At 65.3% G+C, this 21,141-nt stretch carries 21 protein-coding genes; 16 read left to right on the forward strand and 5 right to left on the reverse strand.

From position 1 onward, the window contains the following. Nucleotides 1–82: 82 nt before the first annotated feature. The 3 genes from ACODSM_RS20505 to ACODSM_RS20515 all read left to right on the forward strand — a co-directional run bounded on the left by ACODSM_RS20505 (nucleotide 83) and on the right by ACODSM_RS20515 (nucleotide 4,797). Nucleotides 83–865, forward strand: a complete 783-nt coding sequence (locus ACODSM_RS20505; RefSeq protein WP_015014335.1) for an SDR family oxidoreductase — start codon at nucleotides 83–85, stop codon at nucleotides 863–865. Between the two features lie 20 nt (nucleotides 866–885). Next, a complete protein-coding gene (locus ACODSM_RS20510) occupies nucleotides 886–1,311 on the forward strand; it encodes an acyl-CoA thioesterase (protein ID WP_110958852.1) in 426 nt (141 codons plus the stop codon). Between the two features lie 324 nt (nucleotides 1,312–1,635). After that, complete coding sequence (locus tag ACODSM_RS20515; protein WP_488806707.1) at nucleotides 1,636–4,797, forward strand: EAL domain-containing protein; 3,162 nt, start codon at nucleotides 1,636–1,638, stop codon at nucleotides 4,795–4,797. Between the two features lie 63 nt (nucleotides 4,798–4,860). Here the strand turns inward: ACODSM_RS20515 and ACODSM_RS20520 are convergent, their stop codons facing one another. The 3 genes from ACODSM_RS20520 to ACODSM_RS20530 are packed head-to-tail and all read right to left on the reverse strand — an operon-like array spanning nucleotide 4,861 to nucleotide 7,056. Next, a complete protein-coding gene (locus ACODSM_RS20520; RefSeq protein WP_488806708.1) occupies nucleotides 4,861–5,574 on the reverse strand; it encodes a hypothetical protein in 714 nt (237 codons plus the stop codon). Between the two features lie 8 nt (nucleotides 5,575–5,582). Beyond that, nucleotides 5,583–6,164 carry a peroxidase-related enzyme gene (locus ACODSM_RS20525; RefSeq protein WP_488806709.1) on the reverse strand — a complete coding sequence of 194 codons (582 nt, stop codon included), beginning with the start codon at nucleotides 6,162–6,164 and terminating at the stop codon, nucleotides 5,583–5,585. Nucleotides 6,165–6,210: 46 nt separating this feature from the next. Next, on the reverse strand, nucleotides 6,211–7,056 hold the full coding sequence (locus ACODSM_RS20530; RefSeq protein ID WP_488806710.1) for an IclR family transcriptional regulator: 846 nt from the start codon (nucleotides 7,054–7,056) through the stop codon (nucleotides 6,211–6,213). A 134-nt stretch (nucleotides 7,057–7,190) separates the two neighbouring features. On the opposite strand from ACODSM_RS20530, the gene ACODSM_RS20535 reads away from it, so the two are divergent. From ACODSM_RS20535 to pcaC, 11 genes are all read left to right on the forward strand, one after another. Then, the gene (locus tag ACODSM_RS20535) at nucleotides 7,191–8,198 is read left to right on the forward strand and encodes a Bug family tripartite tricarboxylate transporter substrate binding protein (RefSeq protein WP_209819804.1); all 1,008 of its coding nucleotides are present in this window, start codon (nucleotides 7,191–7,193) and stop codon (nucleotides 8,196–8,198) included. Nucleotides 8,199–8,239: 41 nt separating this feature from the next. Next, nucleotides 8,240–9,160, forward strand: a complete 921-nt coding sequence (locus ACODSM_RS20540; protein ID WP_488806711.1) for an amidohydrolase family protein — start codon at nucleotides 8,240–8,242, stop codon at nucleotides 9,158–9,160. A gap of 12 nt (nucleotides 9,161–9,172) precedes the next feature. Then, nucleotides 9,173–10,189 (forward strand): Bug family tripartite tricarboxylate transporter substrate binding protein, encoded by a 1,017-nt coding sequence (locus ACODSM_RS20545; protein ID WP_488806712.1) that lies wholly within the window; start codon nucleotides 9,173–9,175, stop codon nucleotides 10,187–10,189. Nucleotides 10,190–10,262: 73 nt separating this feature from the next. After that, nucleotides 10,263–10,949, forward strand: a complete 687-nt coding sequence (locus tag ACODSM_RS20550) for an RraA family protein (RefSeq protein WP_488806713.1) — start codon at nucleotides 10,263–10,265, stop codon at nucleotides 10,947–10,949. Beyond that, nucleotides 10,946–11,887 carry an NAD(P)-dependent oxidoreductase gene (locus ACODSM_RS20555; protein WP_488806714.1) on the forward strand — a complete coding sequence of 314 codons (942 nt, stop codon included), beginning with the start codon at nucleotides 10,946–10,948 and terminating at the stop codon, nucleotides 11,885–11,887. Before ACODSM_RS20550 ends, ACODSM_RS20555 begins: the two co-directional genes overlap by 4 nt. Before the next feature lie 63 nt (nucleotides 11,888–11,950). Continuing rightward, complete coding sequence (locus tag ACODSM_RS20560; protein ID WP_488806715.1) at nucleotides 11,951–12,958, forward strand: Bug family tripartite tricarboxylate transporter substrate binding protein; 1,008 nt, start codon at nucleotides 11,951–11,953, stop codon at nucleotides 12,956–12,958. A 40-nt stretch (nucleotides 12,959–12,998) separates the two neighbouring features. Further along, complete coding sequence (locus ACODSM_RS20565; protein WP_488806716.1) at nucleotides 12,999–13,952, forward strand: tripartite tricarboxylate transporter substrate binding protein; 954 nt, start codon at nucleotides 12,999–13,001, stop codon at nucleotides 13,950–13,952. Between the two features lie 3 nt (nucleotides 13,953–13,955). Then, nucleotides 13,956–14,864 carry an amidohydrolase family protein gene (locus ACODSM_RS20570; protein ID WP_488806717.1) on the forward strand — a complete coding sequence of 303 codons (909 nt, stop codon included), beginning with the start codon at nucleotides 13,956–13,958 and terminating at the stop codon, nucleotides 14,862–14,864. 33 nt (nucleotides 14,865–14,897) lie between these two features. Next, a complete protein-coding gene (locus ACODSM_RS20575) occupies nucleotides 14,898–15,815 on the forward strand; it encodes an SMP-30/gluconolactonase/LRE family protein (protein ID WP_488806718.1) in 918 nt (305 codons plus the stop codon). A 179-nt stretch (nucleotides 15,816–15,994) separates the two neighbouring features. After that, the gene (katG, locus tag ACODSM_RS20580) at nucleotides 15,995–18,196 is read left to right on the forward strand and encodes a catalase/peroxidase HPI (protein WP_488806719.1); all 2,202 of its coding nucleotides are present in this window, start codon (nucleotides 15,995–15,997) and stop codon (nucleotides 18,194–18,196) included. A gap of 183 nt (nucleotides 18,197–18,379) precedes the next feature. Then, nucleotides 18,380–18,775, forward strand: a complete 396-nt coding sequence (pcaC, locus tag ACODSM_RS20585) for a 4-carboxymuconolactone decarboxylase (protein WP_488806720.1) — start codon at nucleotides 18,380–18,382, stop codon at nucleotides 18,773–18,775. 42 nt (nucleotides 18,776–18,817) lie between these two features. On the opposite strand, the gene ACODSM_RS20590 is transcribed toward pcaC, so the two are convergent. Next, nucleotides 18,818–19,363 carry a LuxR C-terminal-related transcriptional regulator gene (locus ACODSM_RS20590; protein WP_015014316.1) on the reverse strand — a complete coding sequence of 182 codons (546 nt, stop codon included), beginning with the start codon at nucleotides 19,361–19,363 and terminating at the stop codon, nucleotides 18,818–18,820. A 75-nt stretch (nucleotides 19,364–19,438) separates the two neighbouring features. On the opposite strand from ACODSM_RS20590, the gene ACODSM_RS20595 reads away from it, so the two are divergent. Next, complete coding sequence (locus ACODSM_RS20595; protein WP_309823868.1) at nucleotides 19,439–20,146, forward strand: CoA transferase subunit A; 708 nt, start codon at nucleotides 19,439–19,441, stop codon at nucleotides 20,144–20,146. 2 nt (nucleotides 20,147–20,148) lie between these two features. Beyond that, nucleotides 20,149–20,787: a 3-oxoacid CoA-transferase subunit B gene (locus tag ACODSM_RS20600; protein ID WP_015014314.1), complete on the forward strand. Its 639-nt coding sequence runs from the start codon at nucleotides 20,149–20,151 to the stop codon at nucleotides 20,785–20,787. A gap of 124 nt (nucleotides 20,788–20,911) precedes the next feature. Here ACODSM_RS20600 and ACODSM_RS20605 read toward each other — a convergent pair. Beyond that, nucleotides 20,912–21,141, reverse strand: a 230-nt coding sequence (locus ACODSM_RS20605; protein WP_488806721.1) for a DUF4148 domain-containing protein, incomplete at its 5' end; no start/stop codon positions are given.

The following is a 21,141-nucleotide window of genomic DNA, read 5'->3' on the forward strand; positions in this document are numbered from 1 at the left end:
CTGTCTGTCTGGCGACTGATTGTATTCACGGAATATAGACAATCGAACGACCGTTCTATTTTGATCAGTAGGGAGACTCTAAATGGCATACAGCATTGACTTGTCCGGCCGCGTGGCCTTCATCACGGGCGCCTCCAGCGGCCTGGGCGCGCAGTTTGCCCGCACGCTGGCCCGCGCGGGCGCAGGCGTGGTGCTGGCCAGCCGCCGGGTGGAAAAACTCAAGGAGCTGCGTGCCCGCATCGAAGGCGAGGGCGGTGACGCCCATGTGATCGAGCTGGACGTGACCGACCACGACTCCATCAAGTCCGCCGTGGCCCATGCCGAGACCGAAATGGGGTCGATCGACATCCTGGTGAACAACTCGGGCGTGAGCACCACGCAGCGCATCCAGGACGTGACGCCCGAGGACTACGATTTCATTTTCGACACCAACGTGAAGGGCGCCTTCTTTGTGGCGCAAGAGGTGGGCAAGCGCATGCTGGCCCGCTCGCGCGGCGCAGCGCCGGGCAGCTTCACCGGCGGGCGCATCATCAACATCGCGTCGATGGCGGGCCTGAAGGTGCTGCCGCAAATTGGCGCGTATTGCATGAGCAAGGCCGCCGTGGTGCAGATGACCCGGGCGATGGCCCTGGAGTGGGGCCGGTTCGGCATCAACGTGAATGCGATCTGCCCCGGCTATATCGACACGGAAATCAACCACCACCACTGGCAGACCGAGCAGGGCAAGAAGCTCATGGACATGCTGCCGCGCAAGCGCGTGGGCCAGCCGCAGGACCTGGATGCGCTGCTGGTGATGCTGGCCAGCGACCAGAGCCATTTTGTGAACGGCGCGGTGATCGCTGCCGACGACGGCTTCGCGGTCTGATCCCCGGGGTACGGGCGGCTATGAAAATCGAAATCCCTGAGGTCAAGAAGCTGGTCTTTGAGATGCGGTTCCCGGTGCGCTGGGGTGACATGGATGCAATGGGCCATGTCAACAACACCGTGTACTTTCGCTACCTGGAAACCGCGCGCATCGAGTGGATGGTGTCGGTGGGCTGCAACCCTGACCCGCGCGGGCAAGGACCGGTCATCGTCAATGCGTTCTGCAACTTTTACAAGCAGCTCGAATACCCGGCCGATGTGCTTCTCAAGCTCTACGTGAGCGACCCGGGCCGCACCACGTTCGAGACCTGGGGCACGATGGAACGCGTGGACCAGCCGGGCGTGATTTGTGCGGCGGGCGGCGCCACAACGATCTGGGTGGACTTTCCGCAGCAGAAGGCCGCACCGCTGCCGGACTGGATGCGGGCACTGGTGACGGCTGGTTGATCCGCAGGGCGGGCCCCTGCCTCGGTGGGGGTTTTCTGCACCCGTTTGGGGATCATTTTGGCCGGTAGCGCAGGTATCACATGCCTGAGTTGCTATCAAAAACATAGTTTTCGGGCTGGCGTGGATTGGTTTGCGGCCGACGTGCAACCCCTCCATCTGGACCGCGTGCACGCTACGGCCCAGCGGCTTGCAGTGGCGCTTGCAGGGTAACCTCGTTCAATTTGTTACCTGTTAGGATGGCCTGAAGGACGACCGAAGAAAACGAATAGAGCCGGGGAAGGAGACTCCCCACCCTGCACCGACGTGCCGTTTTGTGCTTTCTGAATGAATCCATCCATCCAAGCAAGCGCAGCTGCCAACAGCATCCACAAGGTGACCAATCTGGTCATCGCGTCGGTTCTTTTGATGGTGGGTCTGTACGCCTTTGACGAATGGGGCCAGGTAAAGGAGCGGGAAGAGCAGCACATGCAGTCCAACCTGATGCTGCTGACTCGGACGCTGGACACCTTCCTTCTCTCCAAACGCGCCGGCATGTTCGGCCTGGCAGAAACGATGGCCGTCTCCCCCGGTGGCATCGACAACCTGGCGCTGGCTCAGCAACTGTTGGCGGACTACGGTAAGCACCGCCCCGAAGTCCGCCAGATCTCCCTGACCGACATGAACGGCAAGGTACTGGCCTCGTCCCATACGGCGGGCAGGAACGTCCAGCGCGATGTGGCGGATCAATCCGGCTTTCAGGACTTTGCGCGGGACGCGAAGGACCTTCACGACATCTACCTGGGACGACCCCAGCGTGACGCGCAGGGCCAGGACTGGGTGTTCACCTTGCGTCATGTGCTGCGGGACGCGCAAGGGCAGCCCCGGGCGGTGCTGACGGACGTGTTTCCGGTCGATTTTCTGGAGTCGCTCTGGCAGGACGCACCGCTGGTGCAGCAAATCACCGTGGGGGTGCTGCGCGATGACGGCTACCTGATGTCCCGCTATCCCGTGCCCGCCACGGTCACCAAAGACGAGGTGTACGGCACACGCCGGGACGGGGCGCTGATACGGTATCTCACGCAGCACCAGTTCCCGGTGCAAGGCCGGGTCGAGGGGCCCAATGCGCTGTTGAACGGGCAAAACTTCATCAACCTGTTCCACCGGCTCGACAAGCTCCCTGCGACCGTCTTTGTGGGGCAGCCCGAGATCCGGTTCTTTCAGGTCTGGGCCCGCAGCATCGACACGCCGCTGGCGTTGACGGCCCTGTTGCTGGTGTTCATCAAGCTCGTATCACGGCGCCTTGCCCGCCGTGAGCAAGAGGCCGAGCAGCAGCGGCTGGCTGTGGAGCGGGTGCTGCGGGAGAGCGAGACCGAGCAGCGGTCCCTCATCGACAACCTGATGACCGGCCTGGTCATCCACGATGCGACGGGCGCCGTGGTGCGCTGCAACGCCGAGGCCAGCAAGCTGCTGGGGCTGAGTTTTGAGCAGATGACCGGCAAGCAGCTGATCGACCCGGCCTGGTCCTTCGTGAACGAGCAAGGGGCTGTGATGCCGGTGTCCGACTACCCCGCCTCGCGGGTGCTTGCGACCCGTGAACCCGTCAACGGGATAGTGGGAGGCATCGTCCGTGGCAAGGATGCAGACATCTGCTGGGTGCTCAGCCGGGCCGACCCGTGGTTCACCGCCGATGGACAGCTCGACAAGATCGTGGTGACCTTTGTCGATATCACCATGCGGCGCAAGCTGACGTCGCAGCTACAGGACCGCGAACTCAAGTTCCAGGCGCTGTTTGACAACAGCATGGACGCCGTGCTGCTCACCTCGCCCGATGGCACCGTGCTGGCCGTGAACCAGGCGGCGTGCCGCCTCTTCGGCTTGAGCGAGGCGCAAATCATTGCCCGGGGGCGCGCGGGGCTGGCCGACCCCACCGATCCCCGGCTGCATGAGCTGCTCGGGCGGCGCGAGCAGATAGGGCAGGCGGCCGGCCTGCTGACCATGGTCCGGGGCGATGGCAGCCGATTCACGGCCGAGATCAGCTCCAGCATCTACGGAGACAGCGAGGGCCGCCAATACAGCAGCATGATCGTTCGCGACATGACGGAGCGCCTGCGCAGCCAGGCCGAGCTGGAGGCCGCCAACGCGCAGATGCGCCGCATCAACGAGCAACTGGCCGAGGTGGCGCACTTTGACATGCTGACGCACCTGCCCAACCGCGTGCTGCTGGCCGACCGGCTGCAGCAGGCGATGGCGCACTGCGTGCGGCGGCAAAAGTCGCTGGCGGTGGCCTTTCTGGACCTGGATGGCTTCAAGGACATCAACGACCGCTATGGCCACGCGGCGGGCGACGAGTTTTTGGTGGCGATTGCCAAGCGCCTGCGGTTGGCACTGCGCGATGGCGACACGCTGGCGCGCATAGGCGGGGACGAGTTTGTGGCCGTCATGTCCGACCTGTCGACCGAGCACGACTGCGAACCCCTGCTGCTGCGGCTGCTGCAGGTGGCCGCAGAGCCGTTGCAGGTGGGCGGCAATTCCTTGCAAGTCTCCGCCAGCATCGGCGTCACCATCTACCCGCAAGACGGCTCCAGCTCGGAGCAGCTCATCCGGCATGCTGACCAAGCCATGTACCTGGCCAAGCAGGCGGGCAAAAACCGGTTCCACCTGTTCGATGTGGCCAGCGATGCCGCCATCCGCATCAAGCGCGAAAGCCTGGACCAGATTGCCGCTGCCATTTCGCAGCACCAGCTGGTGCTGTACTACCAGCCCCAGGTCAACATGCAGACGGGCGAGGTGGTGGGCATGGAGGCGCTGGTCCGCTGGCTGCATCCCGAACGGGGCCTGCTGGCGCCGGGCCAGTTCCTGCCGGTGATTGAAGACCATGACCTGGCCATTGCGATTGGCGAGCGGGTGCTGGACCTGGCCTTGTCGCAGATGGCGCAGTGGCTGGCGGCGGGGCTGCACCTGCCGGTCAGCGTCAATGTGTTCTCCCGGCAGTTGCAGCAGGATGACTTTGTGCACAAGCTGCGCCAGGCACTGGCCGCTCACCCCACGGTGCCTTCGTCGGCGCTGGAGCTGGAGATCGTGGAGACCAGCGCGCTGCAAGACATGGCCCAGGTGTCAGGCCTGATGCACGCATGTGCCAAGCTGGGCGTGCGTTTTGCGCTGGACGATTTCGGGACGGGCTACTCGTCGCTGACCTACCTGAAAAAGCTGCCCGCAGAGCTGCTCAAGATCGACCAGAGTTTTGTGCGTGACATGCTCGATGACCGGGATGATTTGGCGATCGTTCAGGGCGTGGTCGGCCTGTCCAAGGCCTTCAATCGCAAGGTGATTGCCGAGGGCGTAGAGACCGTGGCCCACGGCCGCAAGCTGCTGGCCATGGGCTGCGTGCTGGGCCAGGGGTATGGTATTGCGCGGCCCATGCCTGCGCAGCAGGTGCCGGGTTGGTTGGACCAGTGGCGGGCGCAGCAGCCCTGGGTGCTTCAGGAAGACGTTGGCTTGCCTGCCTGAGGCTTAGAGGACGGGTAGTTGGGGGGGCGCCACCCCGTGGCGACCAGAAGGCCATGGATACCATCAACCGGGCGGCAGGGCTACGCAGTGCGCCATGGGCATGCCCTGTGCCTCGGAGGCACCCAGCAAGAGCAGGCGCCGCAGCTCCGGCAGATAGCGGATGGCTGTCTGCGGGGCACTGTAGCCGTTGCTGTTGTTCAGGCGCTCCTGCATGCGCAGCGCCAGACGGCTGGGCAGGTGTTCGATGCTGAGCGTGCGCACGCCGGTGTATAAGGTGGTGTCGATAGTGCCCTCGGTGCCGAAAAAACCGCCACCCACGCGCGCGGCGCGGCGACGGCCCTCGAAGGCCGTGGTGATGCGCAGCTTTCCGTCGCGGCTGGTGCAGCTCCCTTCAAAGGCTGCAGCGCATTCCATGGGCAGAGGGTTTTGCTGCACCAAGACGGCCTGCACGGAGGGTGTTCGCAGCAGCGCAGGGGGCACGGGCTCCAGGCGCGCGCAAGCCGCTGTGGGCACCACCTGCCACGCCGTGGCGCCGGGCGAGTCAGGGATTTGCAGGCGCGAGCCGGCCACACCGGCACCCAGGTAGTACGTGGGCGCCGCCCCGGTGCTGGACTCTTCGTGGAAGAGGGCGGAGGACCGCAGCGGCGACAGTGCGCCCGCAGGCACAGCCACCGGCAAGGGGTGAATGGGCAGCGTGCCCTCCGGCGGCCCAAACCCTGCAGCCTGCACTGCGGGGGCGGCCAGCACACAGAGCGAGATCGTTGCTGCGGCGCGCATGGGGGGGATCAGGCCGCAGGCTTGGCCTTGGGCACACGCCCCATCAGATAGAACTCAGGGTTGGGCTGCATGCCGGCAAAGCTGGCCATGCGGTTGGACAGGCCAAAGAACGCCGTGATCGCGGCGATGTCCCAGATGTCCTCGTCATCGAAACCATGCGGGTGCAGGGCCTCGAAATCGGCGTCGTCGATCTTGTGGGCGTTCTGGCACACCTTCATGGCGAAGTCGAGCATGGCCCGCTCCCGGGGGCTGATGTCCGCCTTGCGGTAGTTCACGGCCACCTGGTCGGCGATGAGCGGCTTTTTCTCGTAGATGCGCAGGATCGCTCCATGCGCCACCACGCAATACAGGCACTGATTGGCGGCGCTGGTGGTGGTGACGATCATCTCGCGCTCGCCCTTGGTCAGGCTGCCTTCTTCCTTGAGCATGAGCGCATCGTGGTAAGCAAAAAACGCGCGCCACTCGGCCGGGCGGCGCGCAAACGCCAGGAACACGTTGGGGATGAAGCCTGCCTTCTCCTGCACTTCGAGAATGCGGGCGCGGATGTCTTCGGGCAGGGTGTTCAGGTCGGGGAAGGGGTAGCGGCTCACGGCGGTCTCCTGGGTTTTCGTGTGTGGTGGATAACGAACGCAAGTATCACGGATGCCACTGGGTCGCTCGCACGGGGGCATGGGACTGGGCTGCCGAACTCCCTGCCAGTGCGTAGGACAACTGCGTCGCCGCAGCAACCACAGTGTGCGCCAGCGCTTCGAGCTTTTCGGCGGGCAAACGCGAGGCCGGACCTGAGATGCACACCGAGCCCATGAGCCGCCAGTGCATGCCAAACACCGGCGCCGACACGGTGGCCACGCCCTGTTCCCGTTCACCAATCGACCAGTGGTAGCCCTTCTTGCGGATCTCTTCATAGGCTTTGCCCGGCTCGCCCGAAAACGCCAGGATCACGCGGCCCGGTGAGCCCTTGTCCAGCGGCAATCCTTCGCCCATGCGGGCGTGGTGGCGCAGCGCTTGCGGGCCTTCCACGCGCACGAGGCAGGTGCGCACATTGCCTTCACGCACGTAAAACGCAGCGCTTTCGCCCGTGGCAACGGTCAGTTCACGCAGCGCGGGCTCCAGCACGTTCTGCACGTCAAAGCCGGCTTGGTAGCGCGCGCCCAGCCAGCCCGCGGCCGGGCCCAGGCGCCAGTCGCCGTCTTCGCGCTGCACCATGAACCCTGACTGCGCCAGCGTGCGCGCCAGGCGCAGTACGGTGGTCTTGTGAAGGCTGCAGCGGCGGCTCAGCTCTGCCAGGGACAGGCTGGATTCGCCCAGTGCAAAGGCCTCCAGCACCTGCAGGGCACGCGTCACGGCGATCACGCCACCGGTGTCCTTGGGCGCGGCATCTGTCGGCGCGTCTGCGCTGTCCTCGGTCACAGCCATGGTGGTATTCGGCTTGACGGCCGTGCGCGGGGCAGGGCGCGCGGGTGAAGAGGGCTGGTTGCTCATGGTGCAATTCGTTTCATTGTATGCAACTGCATTGTATGGGCTGAAACGCGTGCGTACATTCGCACACCACGGCGCCCGGCCCGAACCGGCCTTAGCAGTCCGGTGTGACAAACCACCATAACGGAGACAAATCCATGACCGCTTTTTCATCGCTTTCACGTTCTTTGAGTGCGCGCCTGTGCGCCGCTTTCCTGGGCCTTGCGGCCGTGGCCGTGCCCCACGGCGCTGCGCAGGCTCAGACGGCTTACCCCGCCAAGGCCATCCGCCTGATTGTTCCGTTCCCCCCCGGCGGTGGCACCGACATGATCGCCCGCGCCGTGGCGCAGAAGATGGCCGACCAGAACAAGTGGAGCGTGATCGTGGACAACCGCCCCGGCGCCGGTGGCAACCTGGGGGTGGACGCTGTGGCCAAGGCCGACCCGGACGGCTACACGCTGGTCATGGGGCAGACCAGCAACCTCGCCATCAACCCCACGCTGTACAAGAAGCTGCCCTACGACCCGCTCAAGGACCTGGCACCGGTGGCGTTGGTGTCGTCCTCGCCCATCGTGATGGCCGTGCCCGTCAACTCGCGCTTCAAGACCTTTGCCGATGTGGTGGCTGCCTCCAAGGGCAAGCCCGAGGCGCTGACGCTGGGCTACTCGGGCAACGGTACCGTCGCCCATCTGGCCGGTGAACTGGCCGAGAACGCTGCTGGCATCCAGCTGCGCCACATCCCGTACAAGGGCGCAGCCCAGGCCATGACGGACCTGATGGGCGGGCAGATCGATCTGTACATGTCATCCGTGCCCACACTGCTGGGCCATGTGCGCAATGGCAAGCTCAAGGTCATTGCCATCACCTCGGCCCAGCGCTCCGCGCAACTGCCCGATGTGCCCACGCTGGCCGAGTCCGGGTTCAAGGGCTTTGAGGCTGTGACCTGGTTCGGTGTGCTGGCCCCGGCGGGCACGCCCGCAGCCATCGTGGCGCAGCTCAACAAGGCCATCAACCAGGCCCTCAAGCAGCCGGACGTGGCCGACAAGCTGCGCTCTGAAGGCGGCGAAATCCTGGGTGGCACGTCCGAGCAGTTTTCGGCCCTGCTGCGCACCGAAGTGCCCCGCTGGTCCAAGATCGTGAAGGACTCGGGCGCCAGCCTGGACTGATAGCGCCGCGCCACGCTCATCCCCGCTGACAGCCTATCGCCATGACCCGCGATTGCCTTGCCACGCCCGTACTGTTTTCCTTGGGAACGGCGGCGCCCCGCACCACACTACCTGCGGGGGCCTGCGACTGCCATGTGCATGTGTACGACCAGCGCTTTCCCACGGCGCCCGGTGCCAAGCTGCTGCCGCCCGATGCGTCGGCCAGCGACTACCGTGCGCTGCAGCAGCGCCTGGGGACCGAGCGCACGGTGCTGGTCACGCCATCCACCTACGGGGCAGACAACCGCTGCATGCTGCAGGGCCTGGCCGCGTTGGGCGCGCAGGCCCGGGGCGTGGCCGTGATCGATGGCAGCGAGAGCGATGCGCAACTGCAGGCCCTGCACGACGCCGGGGTGCGCGGCGTGCGGCTGAATCTGTCGCTGGGCGTCACCGGCTCGGTGGACTCCATCCTGCCGCTGGCCCGGCGCATTGCGCCCTGGGGCTGGCACCTGCAGCTGTTGATGGCGCTCGATGTGCTGGCTAGCTTGGGCGATGTGCTGCGCAGTGTGCCCGTGCCCTTGGTGTTTGACCACCTGGGCCGCATCGCACCCGAGCAAGCTGGAAAGCACCCGGCCCACGCGCTGCTGCTGCAGCTGATGGGCGAGGGCAGGGCCTGGGTCAAGCTCTCGGGCGGCTACATCGTCAGCGCCACCCACGCGGTGGACGACCCGGCACTCGATGCGCTGGCCGCCAGCTACCTGCGTGCGGCGCCTGAGCGCGTGCTGTGGGGCAGCGACTGGCCCCATGCCACAGCAAGTGCCGGCCTGCACTCAGTGCCGGACGACGCACTGCAAATCGACACCCTGGCGCGCTGGTGCGATCAGGCCGGTGCCGATGCGCTGCACCGCGTGCTGGTCACCAACCCCGCCGCGCTTTACGGCTTTGCGCCGGTATCGATTTCTTCATCCCCCACCCCTGTCTGAGGGCCTTGCACCATGACCTCTTTGTTTCCCCTTTCCCCGCGCGGCGTGCAGCGCCGCCAACTGTTGACCACCCTGGCCCTTGCGGGCGCCGGTGTGGGGGCCGGGTTGCCCGCCTGGGCGCAGGGCGACTGGCCTGCGGGCAAGCTCATCACCTGGGTGGTGCCGTACCCCGCTGGGGGCAGCACCGATGTGCTGGGCCGCAACATTGCTCTCAAGCTGGGCGCGGCGCTGTCCACCAACGTCATCGTGGACAACAAGGCCGGGGCGACGGGCACCATCGGTGCAGCCTATGTGGCCAAGGCGGCGCCCGACGGGCTCACGCTGCTGGGTACGTCCATCGGCCCGCAGGCGATTGCGCCGCACCTCATGGCCAAGCTGCCCTACGACCACATCACGGCGTTTGAGCCCGTCATCACCGTGGGCACCATCCCGCACATCCTGGTGGTGGGGGCGAACCAGCCGTTCAAGACGGTGGCCGACCTGCTGGCCGCTGCCAAGGCCGAGCCCGGCAAGCTGGCCTTTGCCTCGGGCGGCAACGGCACCATCCTGCAAATGCAGGGCGAGCTGCTGCAGCAGCAGACCGGCGCGCGCTTCATCCATGTGCCCTACAAGGGCGACACCCCGGCGCTGCAGGACACGCTGGCCGAGCAGGTGCAGTTCATGTTCGCCCCCGCAGCTGCCGCTCTGCCACATGTGCAGTCGGGTAAGTTGCGCGCCCTGGCCGTCACGTCGGCCCAGCGCCTCAAGGCCCTGCCTGCCGTGCCCACCATGGGGGAGGCGGGCATCAAGGACTTTGTGGTGGAACAGTGGCAGGCCGTGTTCGCCCCCGCCAAGACGCCCACCGCCATCGTGCAGCGCCTGAACCGCGAGATTGCCGCCACGCTGAAAGACCCCGCCCTCATTGCCCTGGCCGACAAGTTGGGCGTGACGCTGGTGGGCGGCACGCCCCAGCAGCTGGGCGACCTGCAAAAGGCCGACTCTGCCAAGTGGGCCAAGGTGATCAAAGACGGCGGCATCAAGGCCGACTGATACCTGCGATCCACCACCTGTCAAAAACATACCGCTGCTTCCTCGTTTTCATTCCCTCAACCGGACTATTCCCATGAACCAACTCCCTGAAATCATCCGCACCATCGAGCGTGTGGGCGCCGGCGTCGTGGCCAAAGCCGCCACCTTCCAAGCCGCCATCCTGGCCGATGTGGCAGGCCGCCGCGGCACCATGCATGGACGCGTGGCACCTGTGCACCAGAACATGAAGGTGGCGGGCCCCGCCTTCACTGTGGAGGTGCGCCCCGGCGACAACCTCATGATCCACGCCGCCATCGCGCTCGCCCAGCCAGGTGATGTGTTGGTGATTGACGGCAAGGGCGACCAGACCGCCGCGCTGATGGGCACGCTGATGCTTAGCGCCTGCAAGAAGCGTGGCCTGGCGGGCGTGATTGTGGACGCTGCCATCCGCGACAAGCTGGAAATTCTGGAGCTGGACTTCCCCGTGTTCAGCGCGGGCGTCAACCCCGCAGGCCCCACCAAATTTGTGCCCGGCCGCATCAACCATCCCATCAGCGCCGGTGGTGCCACCGTGAACCCCGGTGATCTGGTGGTGGGCGATGCCGATGGTGTGGTCGTCATCGAGCGCGAAAAAGCCCCCGCCATGCTGGCCCTGGCCGACAAGAAGGTGGCCGATGAAGCCGCCCGCATCGAAGCCATTGCCCGGGGCGATACCGCCTCGAAGTGGCTGCCCGCCGCCCTGCGCGCCGCGGGCGTGCTGAAAGAAGGAGAAACCCTGTGAGCCAGCCCACCATCATCGTGACTGGCGCCGACTTGGCGCAACAAGCCCTCGACCTGCTCACGGACTACGCAATCGTCTACGCAGGCAAGACACCCACGGAAGAAGACCTGGTGGCCTTGTGCCGCACGCACAACCCCGTAGCCATGATCGTGCGCTACGGCAAGGTGGGCGCGGCCGTGATGGACGCAGCCCCCGTGCTCAAGGTCATCTCCAAGCACGGCAGTGGCACTGACACCATCGACAAGGTCGCCGCCAAAGCCCGTGGCATTGAAGTGGTGGCCGCCGTGGGCGCCAACGCCGCCGCCGTGGCCGAGCAGGCACTGGCGCTGCTGATGGCCTGTGCCAAATCGGTGGTGCAACTCGATGCGCGCATGCACGCCGGTCACTGGGACAAGGCCACCCACAAGAGCCTGGAACTGGGTGGCCGCACCGTAGGCCTGGTGGGCCTGGGCGCCATTGGCCTGCGTTTTGCCAAGATGGCCGACGCACTGGGCATGCGGGTGATTGGGTTTGACCCGTATGCCAAAAACCTGCCCGCGTACGTGCAAGCGGTGGACCTGGAAACGATCTGGCGCGAATCGGATGCGATCTCGCTGCACTGCCCGCTGACCGACGACAACCGGGGCATGCTCAACGCCACCACGCTGGCGCAATGCAAGCGCGGCGTGATTGTGGTGAACACCGCACGCGGCGGCCTGATCGACGAGGCCGCGTTACTGGCCGCGGTGCGCTCGGGCCAGGTCATGGCGGCGGGGCTCGACAGCTTTGCGGTAGAGCCCATGACGGCAGGCCATCCCTTCCAGGGCGAGAAGAACTTCATCCTCAGCCCCCACATCGGCGGCGTGACGAGCGACGCCTACGTGAACATGGGTGTGGGCGCAGCCAAGAACCTGCTGGCTGTGCTGGCCCGTGCGCCGCACGCAGTAGCCGTCGCCTGAGCGCAGGCTTGCCCCCAAAACATGGCCGGGCAGGGTGCCCGGCCCCACAGGAGACAACAGACCATGGCACGCAATTTCAAGAAAAATAGGCCTCTTGCGCTAGTCAATCATGCGCTGGCAGCTATCGTTTGGGTAGCGTCTGGCTCCGCCGGCGCGCAAACGGGCGCAGCAGCCTACCCCACCAAGCCCGTGAAGCTGGTGGTGGGCTTTGCCGCAGGCGGCCCCACCGATGTGGTGGCGCGCGCATTTGCCGACCACGCGAGCAAGGCGCTGGGCCAGCCCTTCATCATCGACAACAAGCCCGGTGCGGGCACCGTCATTGCCGCGCAGGCCGTGGCCAGCGCCCCGGCCGATGGCTACACGCTGCTGTTTGGTGCCACCAACCACACCATGATTCCGGCGCTGTACCAGGGCCGCGTCAAGTTTGATGCAGTGAAGTCCTTCCGCCCGCTGTGCACTGTGGCGGGCAGCCCCACGGTGCTAGTGGTGGCGCCCGGCCTGCCGGTGAAGACGCTGGCCGACTACCAGGCCAAGGCCCGTGCAGAGCCCGGACGCGTGACGGCAGGCACGGCGGGGGTGGGCAGCTCAGGCCACTTCGCCACCGAGGTGTTTGCACGCGCTCAGGGCCTGCAGCTCAACCACGTGCCCTACAAGGGCGCCGCGCCGGTGGTGACGGACCTGATGGGCGGCCAGCTCGACAGCTCGTTCGCCACCGTGGGCTCGGTGCTGCCGCAGATCCAGAGTGGCAAGCTGCGCGCCTTGGCCGTGGGCGCGCCCCAGCGCTCGGCCCTGGTGCCCGATGTGCCCACGTTTGCCGAGGCGGGCGGTGGCAACTACGCGGCTGACGTGTGGTACGGCGTGCTGGCCCCGGCGGGACTGCCCGAGTCCATCGCTCAGGCGCTGGAGCGCACGGCGGCCGACTTTGCCAAGAGTCCGTCGGCTGCCGAGAAGCTGCGCGGTATGGGCATGGAGGCTGAATCGGTCTGCGGCAACGCCTTTGCCACCCGCGTGGCCCGCGAAGTGACCACCTATAGCCAGATTGCAAAAGCGCTCGACCTCAAAGCAGATTGAGCGGCCCTGTTGTAGAACCCAGAACTGATTGGAGACACCGATGCTTCGCTTCCTCAAACCCCTGATCGCCGCCTGCGCCCTGGCTGCTGGCGTGGCCCACGCCTTTCCTGACCGGCCCATCACCATCGTCGTGCCCTACGCCCCCGGCGGTGCGGCCGATGCCGTGGCCCGTGTGGTGGCTACCCGCCTGGGGGCCAAGCTGGGCGGCAGTGTGATCGTGGACAACAAGGCCGGTGCCAGCGGCACCATTGGCGCCAGCTTTGTGGCCAAGGCCCCGGCAGATGGCTACACCATGCTGTACGACGCCACGCCGTACTCCATCAACCCGCACCTGTTCCCCAAGATGCCGTACGCCGCCAACGCACTGCAGCCGCTGTCGCTGGTGCTGCTGGCGCCCAACGTGCTCATCGTGAAGGCCGATGCGCCCTACAAGAACGTGGGCGAGCTGATTGCCAAGGCCAAGGCACAGCCGGGCAAGATCAACTTTGCCTCGGGCGGCAGCGGCACGGTGCAGCGCCTCGCGGCAGAGCTGATGGCGCAGAAGCTGGGCCTCGATATGGTGCATGTGCCCTACAAGAGCGGCGGCCCCGCCATCACCGATGTGATGGCAGGCCAGGTGGACTTCATGTTCGGCACCGTGGCCGCCACCTACCCGCATGTGGCAGGCGGCAAACTGCGCGCACTGGCTGTGTCGGCGCCTGAACGATCCAAGCGCTTGCCTGATGTGCCCACCGTGGCCGAAGCTGCCATCCCCGGCTACGAGGCCTATGAGTGGAACGGCGTGTTCCTGCCCGCAGGCGTGCCCGCCCCCATCGCCACCAAGCTGCAGCAGGCCCTGCAAGACGTGCTGAAGGAAGACGAAGTGAAGCAGCGCCTGGCCGAACTGGGCGCACAGCCCGTGGGCTCCACGCCTGCAGAATTTGCCGCCTTCCTGAAGAAGGAAGACGCAAAGTGGGGCGAGGTGGTGAAGAAGGGCAATATCAAGCTGGACTGACCTATGCCCCTGCCAGCGCTGACCACGCCCGTGCCGCACTCCGTGGGCCTGAACCGCCCACAGCGCCCGTTGCCGCCCGGCGCTTGCGACAGCCACATGCACATCTTTGATCCGCGCTTTGCGCCGTCAAGCCACTGGCCGCGCACGCCGCCGGTGGCGCCCGTGGCGGCGTATCGGCAGCTTCAAGAGCGGCTGGGCACCGCGCGCGCGGTGGTGGTCACGCCATCCACCTACGGCACCGACAACGCGTGCACGCTGGATGCGCTGGACCAACTGGGCGACGCTGCGCGCGGTGTCGCCGTGGTGGGCGAAGAGGTCAGCGCGGATGAACTGGCCCACCTGGCCGCACGCCGTGTGCGCGGGCTGCGGGTCAACTTTGTCTCGCCCCAATCGTGGGGCACCACCACACCCGACATGCTGGCCACGCTGGCGCGCAAGGTGGCTGATCATCCGGACTGCGCGGACTGGCATATCCAGATTTTTGTGCACCCTGAGCAACTCATCGAACTCGCGCCGCAGTTGCACACCTTGCCTGTGCCTTTGGTCATCGACCACCTGGGCCGCATCGACCCGGCCCAAGGCCCTGCTGCGCAGGCCTATGGCGTGGTGCGCGGCCTGCTCGATGGCGGTAACACCTGGGTCAAGCTCTCGGGTGCCTACATGCGCTCGACCGTGCATGGCCCCAGCTACGCCGACACGCTGCCGCTGGGCCGGGCCCTGGTGCAGGCTGCGCCCGAGCGCCTGGTGTGGGGCAGCGACTGGCCGCACACCACCGAGACGCCTGGCACCGTGAACGATGCCGATCTGGTGGATTTGCTGCAGGCCTGGACCGCCAGCGATGCCGCCATGGACCGCATCCTGGTCGACAACCCGGCGCGGCTGTATGGTTTCGATACCGCCGCCCCCGCTTGAACGAGTCATCTGAACGAATTGGAAAGACCCGCCATGTTTTTGCTGCAAGCCCCTGAGGTCCGCGATCTCGACCTGTTCACCACCATGCCCGAGCACTTTCGCCGCCGCGAGCGCAGCGACTGGGCCGATGCCAACCGGGGCGGCACCATCACCGATTCGTTTCTGGAAGGCCCGGTGTTTGATGATGCGGGCAACCTTTACGTCAGCGACATCCCCTGGGGCCGGGTCTTTCGCATCAACCCGCAAGGCGAATGGGCGCTGGTGGCCGAGTACGACGGCGAGCCCAACGGACTGAAGTTTTTGAAGCCCGGCACGCTGCTCATCACCGACTACAAAAACGGCCTGATGCAGCTGGACGTGGCCACGGGTGCGGTCACACCGTACCTGCAGCGCCGCAACAGCGAGCGCTTTAAGGGTGTGAACGACCTGATCTTTGACGCCGAAGGCAACCTCTACTTCACCGACCAAGGCCAGAGTGGTCTGCACGACCCGAGTGGCCGCCTGTACCGCCTGCGACCCAACGGCCAGCTCGACTTGCTGCTGCACAACGTGCCCAGCCCCAACGGTGTGGCCCTGTCGCCCGATGGCCGCGTGCTGTACCTGGCGGTGACGCGCGGCAACTGCGTGTGGCGCGTGCCGCTGCTGCCCGATGGCAGCGTGGCCAAGGTCAGCCAGTTCTTCACCTCGTACGGCCCCAGCGGCCCCGACGGCCTGGCCGTGGATGCCGAAGGCCACCTGCTGGTGGCCAACCCCGGCCTGGGCTATGTGTGGGTGCTGAACCACCGGGCCGAGCCGGTGCAGGTGCTGCGCGGTGCGCCGGGCAGCTCCACCACCAATCTGGCGTTTGGCGGGGCAGGGCGCACTACCGTGTATGTCACGGACTCCACCCATGGTCGCATCCTGCGCGCTGACATGGGGGCACCTGGACTGCCGTTGGCTCGCTTGCGTTAGAGCGATCTCCTGTTTGATTGATGAATCCATGGGGTGCAGTGAAATCAATGGAGCGCAGGTGTTTTATTGAAATTGGCTATTGATGAGATTCAATCGATTCAATTTACCTGTCATGGTTTGCTTCCTACCATCTGTCCTGTCGATACGTTTTGCCGACGCGCTTTCACAGGAGATGACCCATGACGACAGAAGCCAAGTGCCCCTTTGACCACACCAAGGCCGCGCCCACGGGCCCCCGCAATGCCGACTGGTGGCCCAACCAGCTCAATCTCCGCCCCCTGAACCAGAACTCGCCGCTCACCGACCCGATGGGTGACGGCTTCAACTACGCCGAGGAATTCAAGAGCCTGGACCTGGCGGCCGTGAAGGCCGACCTGAGGGCGCTGATGACCGACTCACAGGACTGGTGGCCTGCAGACTTTGGCCACTATGGGCCGCTGTTTGTGCGCATGGCGTGGCACAGCGCGGGCACCTACCGCCTGGCCGACGGCCGGGGTGGCGCCGGGGCAGGGCAGCAGCGCTTTGCGCCGCTCAACAGCTGGCCCGACAACGCCAATCTGGACAAGGCGCGCCGCCTGCTCTGGCCGGTCAAGCAGAAATATGGCCGCAAGATTTCGTGGGCCGATTTGATGATTCTGGCGGGTAACGTGGCGCTCGAATCCATGGGCTTCAAGACCTTTGGTTTTGCGGGCGGCCGCCCCGACGTGTGGGAACCCGATGAGAACGTGTACTGGGGCGCTGAATCGACCTGGCTGGGCAGCGACAAGCGCTACAGCGGCGAGCGCGATCTGGCCAACCCGCTGGCCGCCGTGCAGATGGGCCTGATCTATGTGAACCCCGAAGGCCCGAACGGCAACCCCGACCCCCTCGCTGCCGCGCGCGACATCCGCGACACCTTTGCGCGCATGGCCATGGACGATGAGGAAACCGTGGCGCTCATCGCTGGCGGCCACACCTTTGGCAAGACCCACGGTGCTGGCGATGCCGCGCTGGTGGGCAAGGAGCCCGAAGGCGCAGGCATCGAAGAACAGGGTCTGGGCTGGAAGAGCAGCCATGGCTCTGGCAAGGGCGGCGACACAATCACTAGTGGCCTGGAAGTGACCTGGACCACCACGCCCACGCAGTGGAGCAACAACTATTTTGAGAACCTGTTTGGCTACGAATGGGAACTGACCAAGAGCCCTGCAGGCGCCCACCAGTGGACGGCCAAGGGGGCGGCAGCGACGATCCCGCACGCCCACGACCCGTCGAAAAAGCTGGTGCCCACCATGCTCACCACCGACCTGTCGCTGCGCTTTGACCCGACCTACGAAAAGATCTCGCGCCGCTTCTTGGAGCACCCTGACCAGTTCGCCGACGCGTTTGCGCGCGCCTGGTTCAAGCTCACGCACCGCGACATGGGGCCGCGTGCCCGCTATCTGGGGCCGGAGGTGCCCGCCGAAGTGCTGGTCTGGCAAGACCCTGTGCCTGCCGTGGACCATGCGCTGGTGAACGCGCAGGACATCGCTGCGCTCAAGGCCAAGGTGTTGGCATCGGGCTTGTCGATTTCGGAACTGGTATCCACGGCCTGGGCCTCTGCCTCCACGTTCCGGGGCGGCGACAAGCGGGGCGGCGCCAACGGCGCGCGCATCCGTCTGGCTCCTCAGAAGGATTGGGAAGTGAACCAGCCTGTGCAACTGGCCAAGGTGCTGGGCCAGCTCGAAGCCATCCAGCGCGACTTCAATGCGGCGCAGACGGGTGGCAAGAAGATCTCGCTGGCGGACCTGATCGTGCTGGCCGGTGGCGCTGCCGTGGAGGCAGCCGCAAAGCAGGCAGGGCAGGACGTGACCGTTCCCTTCACCCCCGGCCGCACCGACGCCTCGCAGGAGCAGACCGATGTGCCTTCTTTCGAGGTCATGGAGCCTGTGGCCGATGGCTTTCGCAACTACGTGCGCCCTGGCCTGGAAGGCGCCGTGGCCGAGGCGCTGGTGGACCGCGCCAACCAGCTCACGCTGACGGCACCCGAGATGACGGTGCTGGTGGGGGGCCTGCGCGTGCTGGGTGCCAATGTGGACCAGGCGGCCCATGGTGTCTTCACGCAGCGCGTCGGCACCTTGAGCAATGATTTCTTTGTGAACCTGCTCGACATGCGCACCCAATGGCAGAAGTCGGCGGGCGCAGCAGGTGTGCTGGACGGTGTGGACCGCAGCACCGGTGCCAAAAAATGGACCGGCACGGTGGCCGACCTGGTGTTTGGCTCCAACTCCGTGCTGCGTGCGCTGGCCGAGGTCTATGCCAGCAGTGATGCGCAGGCGGTGTTTGTGCAGGACTTCGTCAAGGCTTGGACCAAGGTGATGAACCTCGACCGGTTTGATCTGGCCGCAGGCGGCGCCAGCGCCTGAATCCCAGGGCCTCTGCTCCATGCCGTTGAAGGATGGCATGGGGTGGGCTGAGCATGCCTTGATCGAGCCCGGTGTGTGCAGTGCACGCGCTGGGCTTTTTGTTCTGTGGTTTTCATGACGGGGGCGTTGCGCTTGCTCGCTACCATCGGGCCTTGATGTTTCAACCTTTCAAGGAGAGTGCGCGTGACAGCAACCCCGTCCAAAGACTACGAAAAAGGCCTGGCCACCCGCCGAGAGGTCATGGGTGATGATTTTGTGGACCGTGCGCTGGGCAACGCCACTTCTTTCACGCAGCCCATCCAGGAATACATCACGCGCAATGCGTGGGGCGATGTCTGGCAGCGCCCCGGGCTGGACCGCAAGACCCGCAGTCTCATCACGGTTTCCATGCTGATCGCGTTGGGCAAGCAGCATGAGCTCAAAGGCCATGTGCGTGGAGCGCTGAACAATGGCGCCACGGCCGAGGAACTGCAGGAGGTGCTGCTGCACGCCAGCGTCTATTGCGGCCTGCCGACGGCGGTAGAGGCGTTTCGCACCGCTGCGGAAGTCATTGACGGACCTGTGGGACCTGCCAAGTAGCAGGCCCGCGACTGGTGGGGGCGACGCACAGGTCGCCCCGCTTCAGCCGCCTGCGAGCAGTTTTTGCACCAGGTCGGCTGCGGTGGACGCGTTGTACTTGCGCATGAGGCGCGCGCGGTAGATCTCTACGGTGCGGTGGCTGATCTCGAGCGCCCGGCCGATCTCCTTGGAGGTCAGGCCTTCCAGCAGGCGTGCGGCCACCTCCCGCTCACGGCCCGTCAGCTCGGCCTTCACGGTGCGCTGCGAGCTGAGGTCCTCAAAGCTCCAGATACCTGATTCATGCGGGGCATTGCGGTTGAGTGCGCGGCCCGACACGTGGCACCAGAAGACCTCGCCATTGGCGCGCTTCATGATGCGGTTGTCCGCATAGTGGCCCTTGGCGTTCAGGATGGGCTCCATGTGTGCGCCCAGGCGCTCGTACTCGTCAGCGCTCGGATAAAGTATCTGGAACGACTGGCCGATCAGCACCTCGCGTGAGGCACCGAACATCTCGCACACATGGCGGTTGCAGTCGACCATGGTGCGGTTGCGCGACAGCACCAGCCCCACGGGAGCCATGTCAAAAGCGAGCCGGTAATCCACTTCCATAGTGCTAATCTTTACGGAAAACTACTTATTTAAGTACGTAGTATCGTAGCGCATCCCATTCATAAGGAGATCGTGGTGAACAAGATATTCCCCTCCGCAGCCGAAGCCCTGAAGGGCGTGGTTGCAGACGGCCAACTCATGGCTGTAGGCGGTTTCGGGCTGTGTGGCATTCCTGAAGCCTTGATCGACGCGCTGCGTGATTCGGCCGTCAAGAACCTCACCGTGATCTCCAACAACGCGGGCGTGGACGGCTTTGGTCTGGGCAAGCTGCTCGAAACCCGTCAGATCAAGAAGATGATCTCGTCGTACGTGGGCGAGAACAAGGAGTTCGAGCGCCAGTACCTGGCGGGCGAACTGGAGCTGGAATTCACCCCCCAGGGCACGCTGGCCGAGAAGCTGCGCGCTGGCGGCGCGGGCATCCCCGCCTTCTTCACCAAGACCGGCGTGGGCACCATCGTGGCCGACGGCAAGGAGCTGCGCGAGTTCGATGGCGAAACCTATGTGATGGAGCGCTCCCTGGTGCCCGAGGTTTCGCTGGTCAAGGCCGACGTGGCCGACAAGTCGGGCAACCTGCGCTTCAACCTCACCGCGCGCAACTTCAACCCGGCTGCTGCTACCGCAGGCAAGGTCTGCATCGTCGAAGTGGAAAAGATCGTGGAAGTGGGCGAACTGGCCCCCGACGACATCCACCTGCCTGGCATTTACGTGCACCGCATCGTGCTCAATGCCAACCCCGAAAAGCGCATCGAAAAACGAACGATCACCGAGAAAGCAGGAGCCTGACCATGCCGTGGACCCAAGACCAGATGGCCGCCCGTGCGGCCCAAGAACTCGAAGACGGCTTTTATGTGAACCTGGGCATCGGCATCCCCACGCTGGTGGCCAACTTCACCGGTGACAAGGAAGTGTGGCTGCAGTCCGAGAACGGCATGCTGGGCATCGGTCCCTTCCCGACCGAAGACCAGGTGAACCCGGACCTGATCAATGCCGGCAAGCAGACGGTGACGACCATCAAGGGCTCGTCCATCTTCGGCAGCGACCAGTCGTTTGCCATGATCCGTGGCGGCAAGATCAACCTGTCCATCCTGGGTGCCATGCAGGTCAGCGAAAAGGGTGACCTGGCCAACTGGATGATTCCCGGCAAGATGGTCAAGGGCATGGGCGGCGCCATGGACCTGGTGGCGGGCGTCAAGCGCGTGATCGTGCTCATGGAGCACGTGGCCAAGAAGAAGGATGGCACCGAGGACCTGAAGATCCTGCCCCAGTGCACCTTGCCCCTCACGGGCGTGGGCGTGGTCGACCGCATCATCACCGACCTGGCTGTCCTGGACGTGACGCCTCAGGGCCTGAAGGTGGTGGAGCTGGCTCCGGGCGTGACCTTTGAGGCCCTCCAGGCCAAGACCGGCGTCACGCTGATCCCCTGAGCGTTGGGCCACTATCGTAGTGGCGCCACAAAAAAGGCCGGGGCCCTTCACAGGGCCCCGGCCTTTTGCATTTGCACAGCTTTTTCACAAAGCCCCCATGCCGTACGCACGGGGCCTGTGGCAATTACATCGCGTTGCCGATTTCGCCCGAAGAAATCTGGCCGGTGCGCAGGGCTTCAGCAGCCTGGGCACGCACAGCAGCGCGGTCAGCGGTGGACTTGTAGGTCACCACACGCGAACCAGCAGGCTCTTGGCTGCGGGTTTGTGCCACGGTAGCGGCTTCAGCAGCCACTTCAGCACGGGTGCGGTTGGTTTCGAACTTGGTGGCGAACTGCGAAGCATCGGCTTCGTCAG

It is taken from the genome of Acidovorax sp. FG42, from assembly GCF_057809195.1.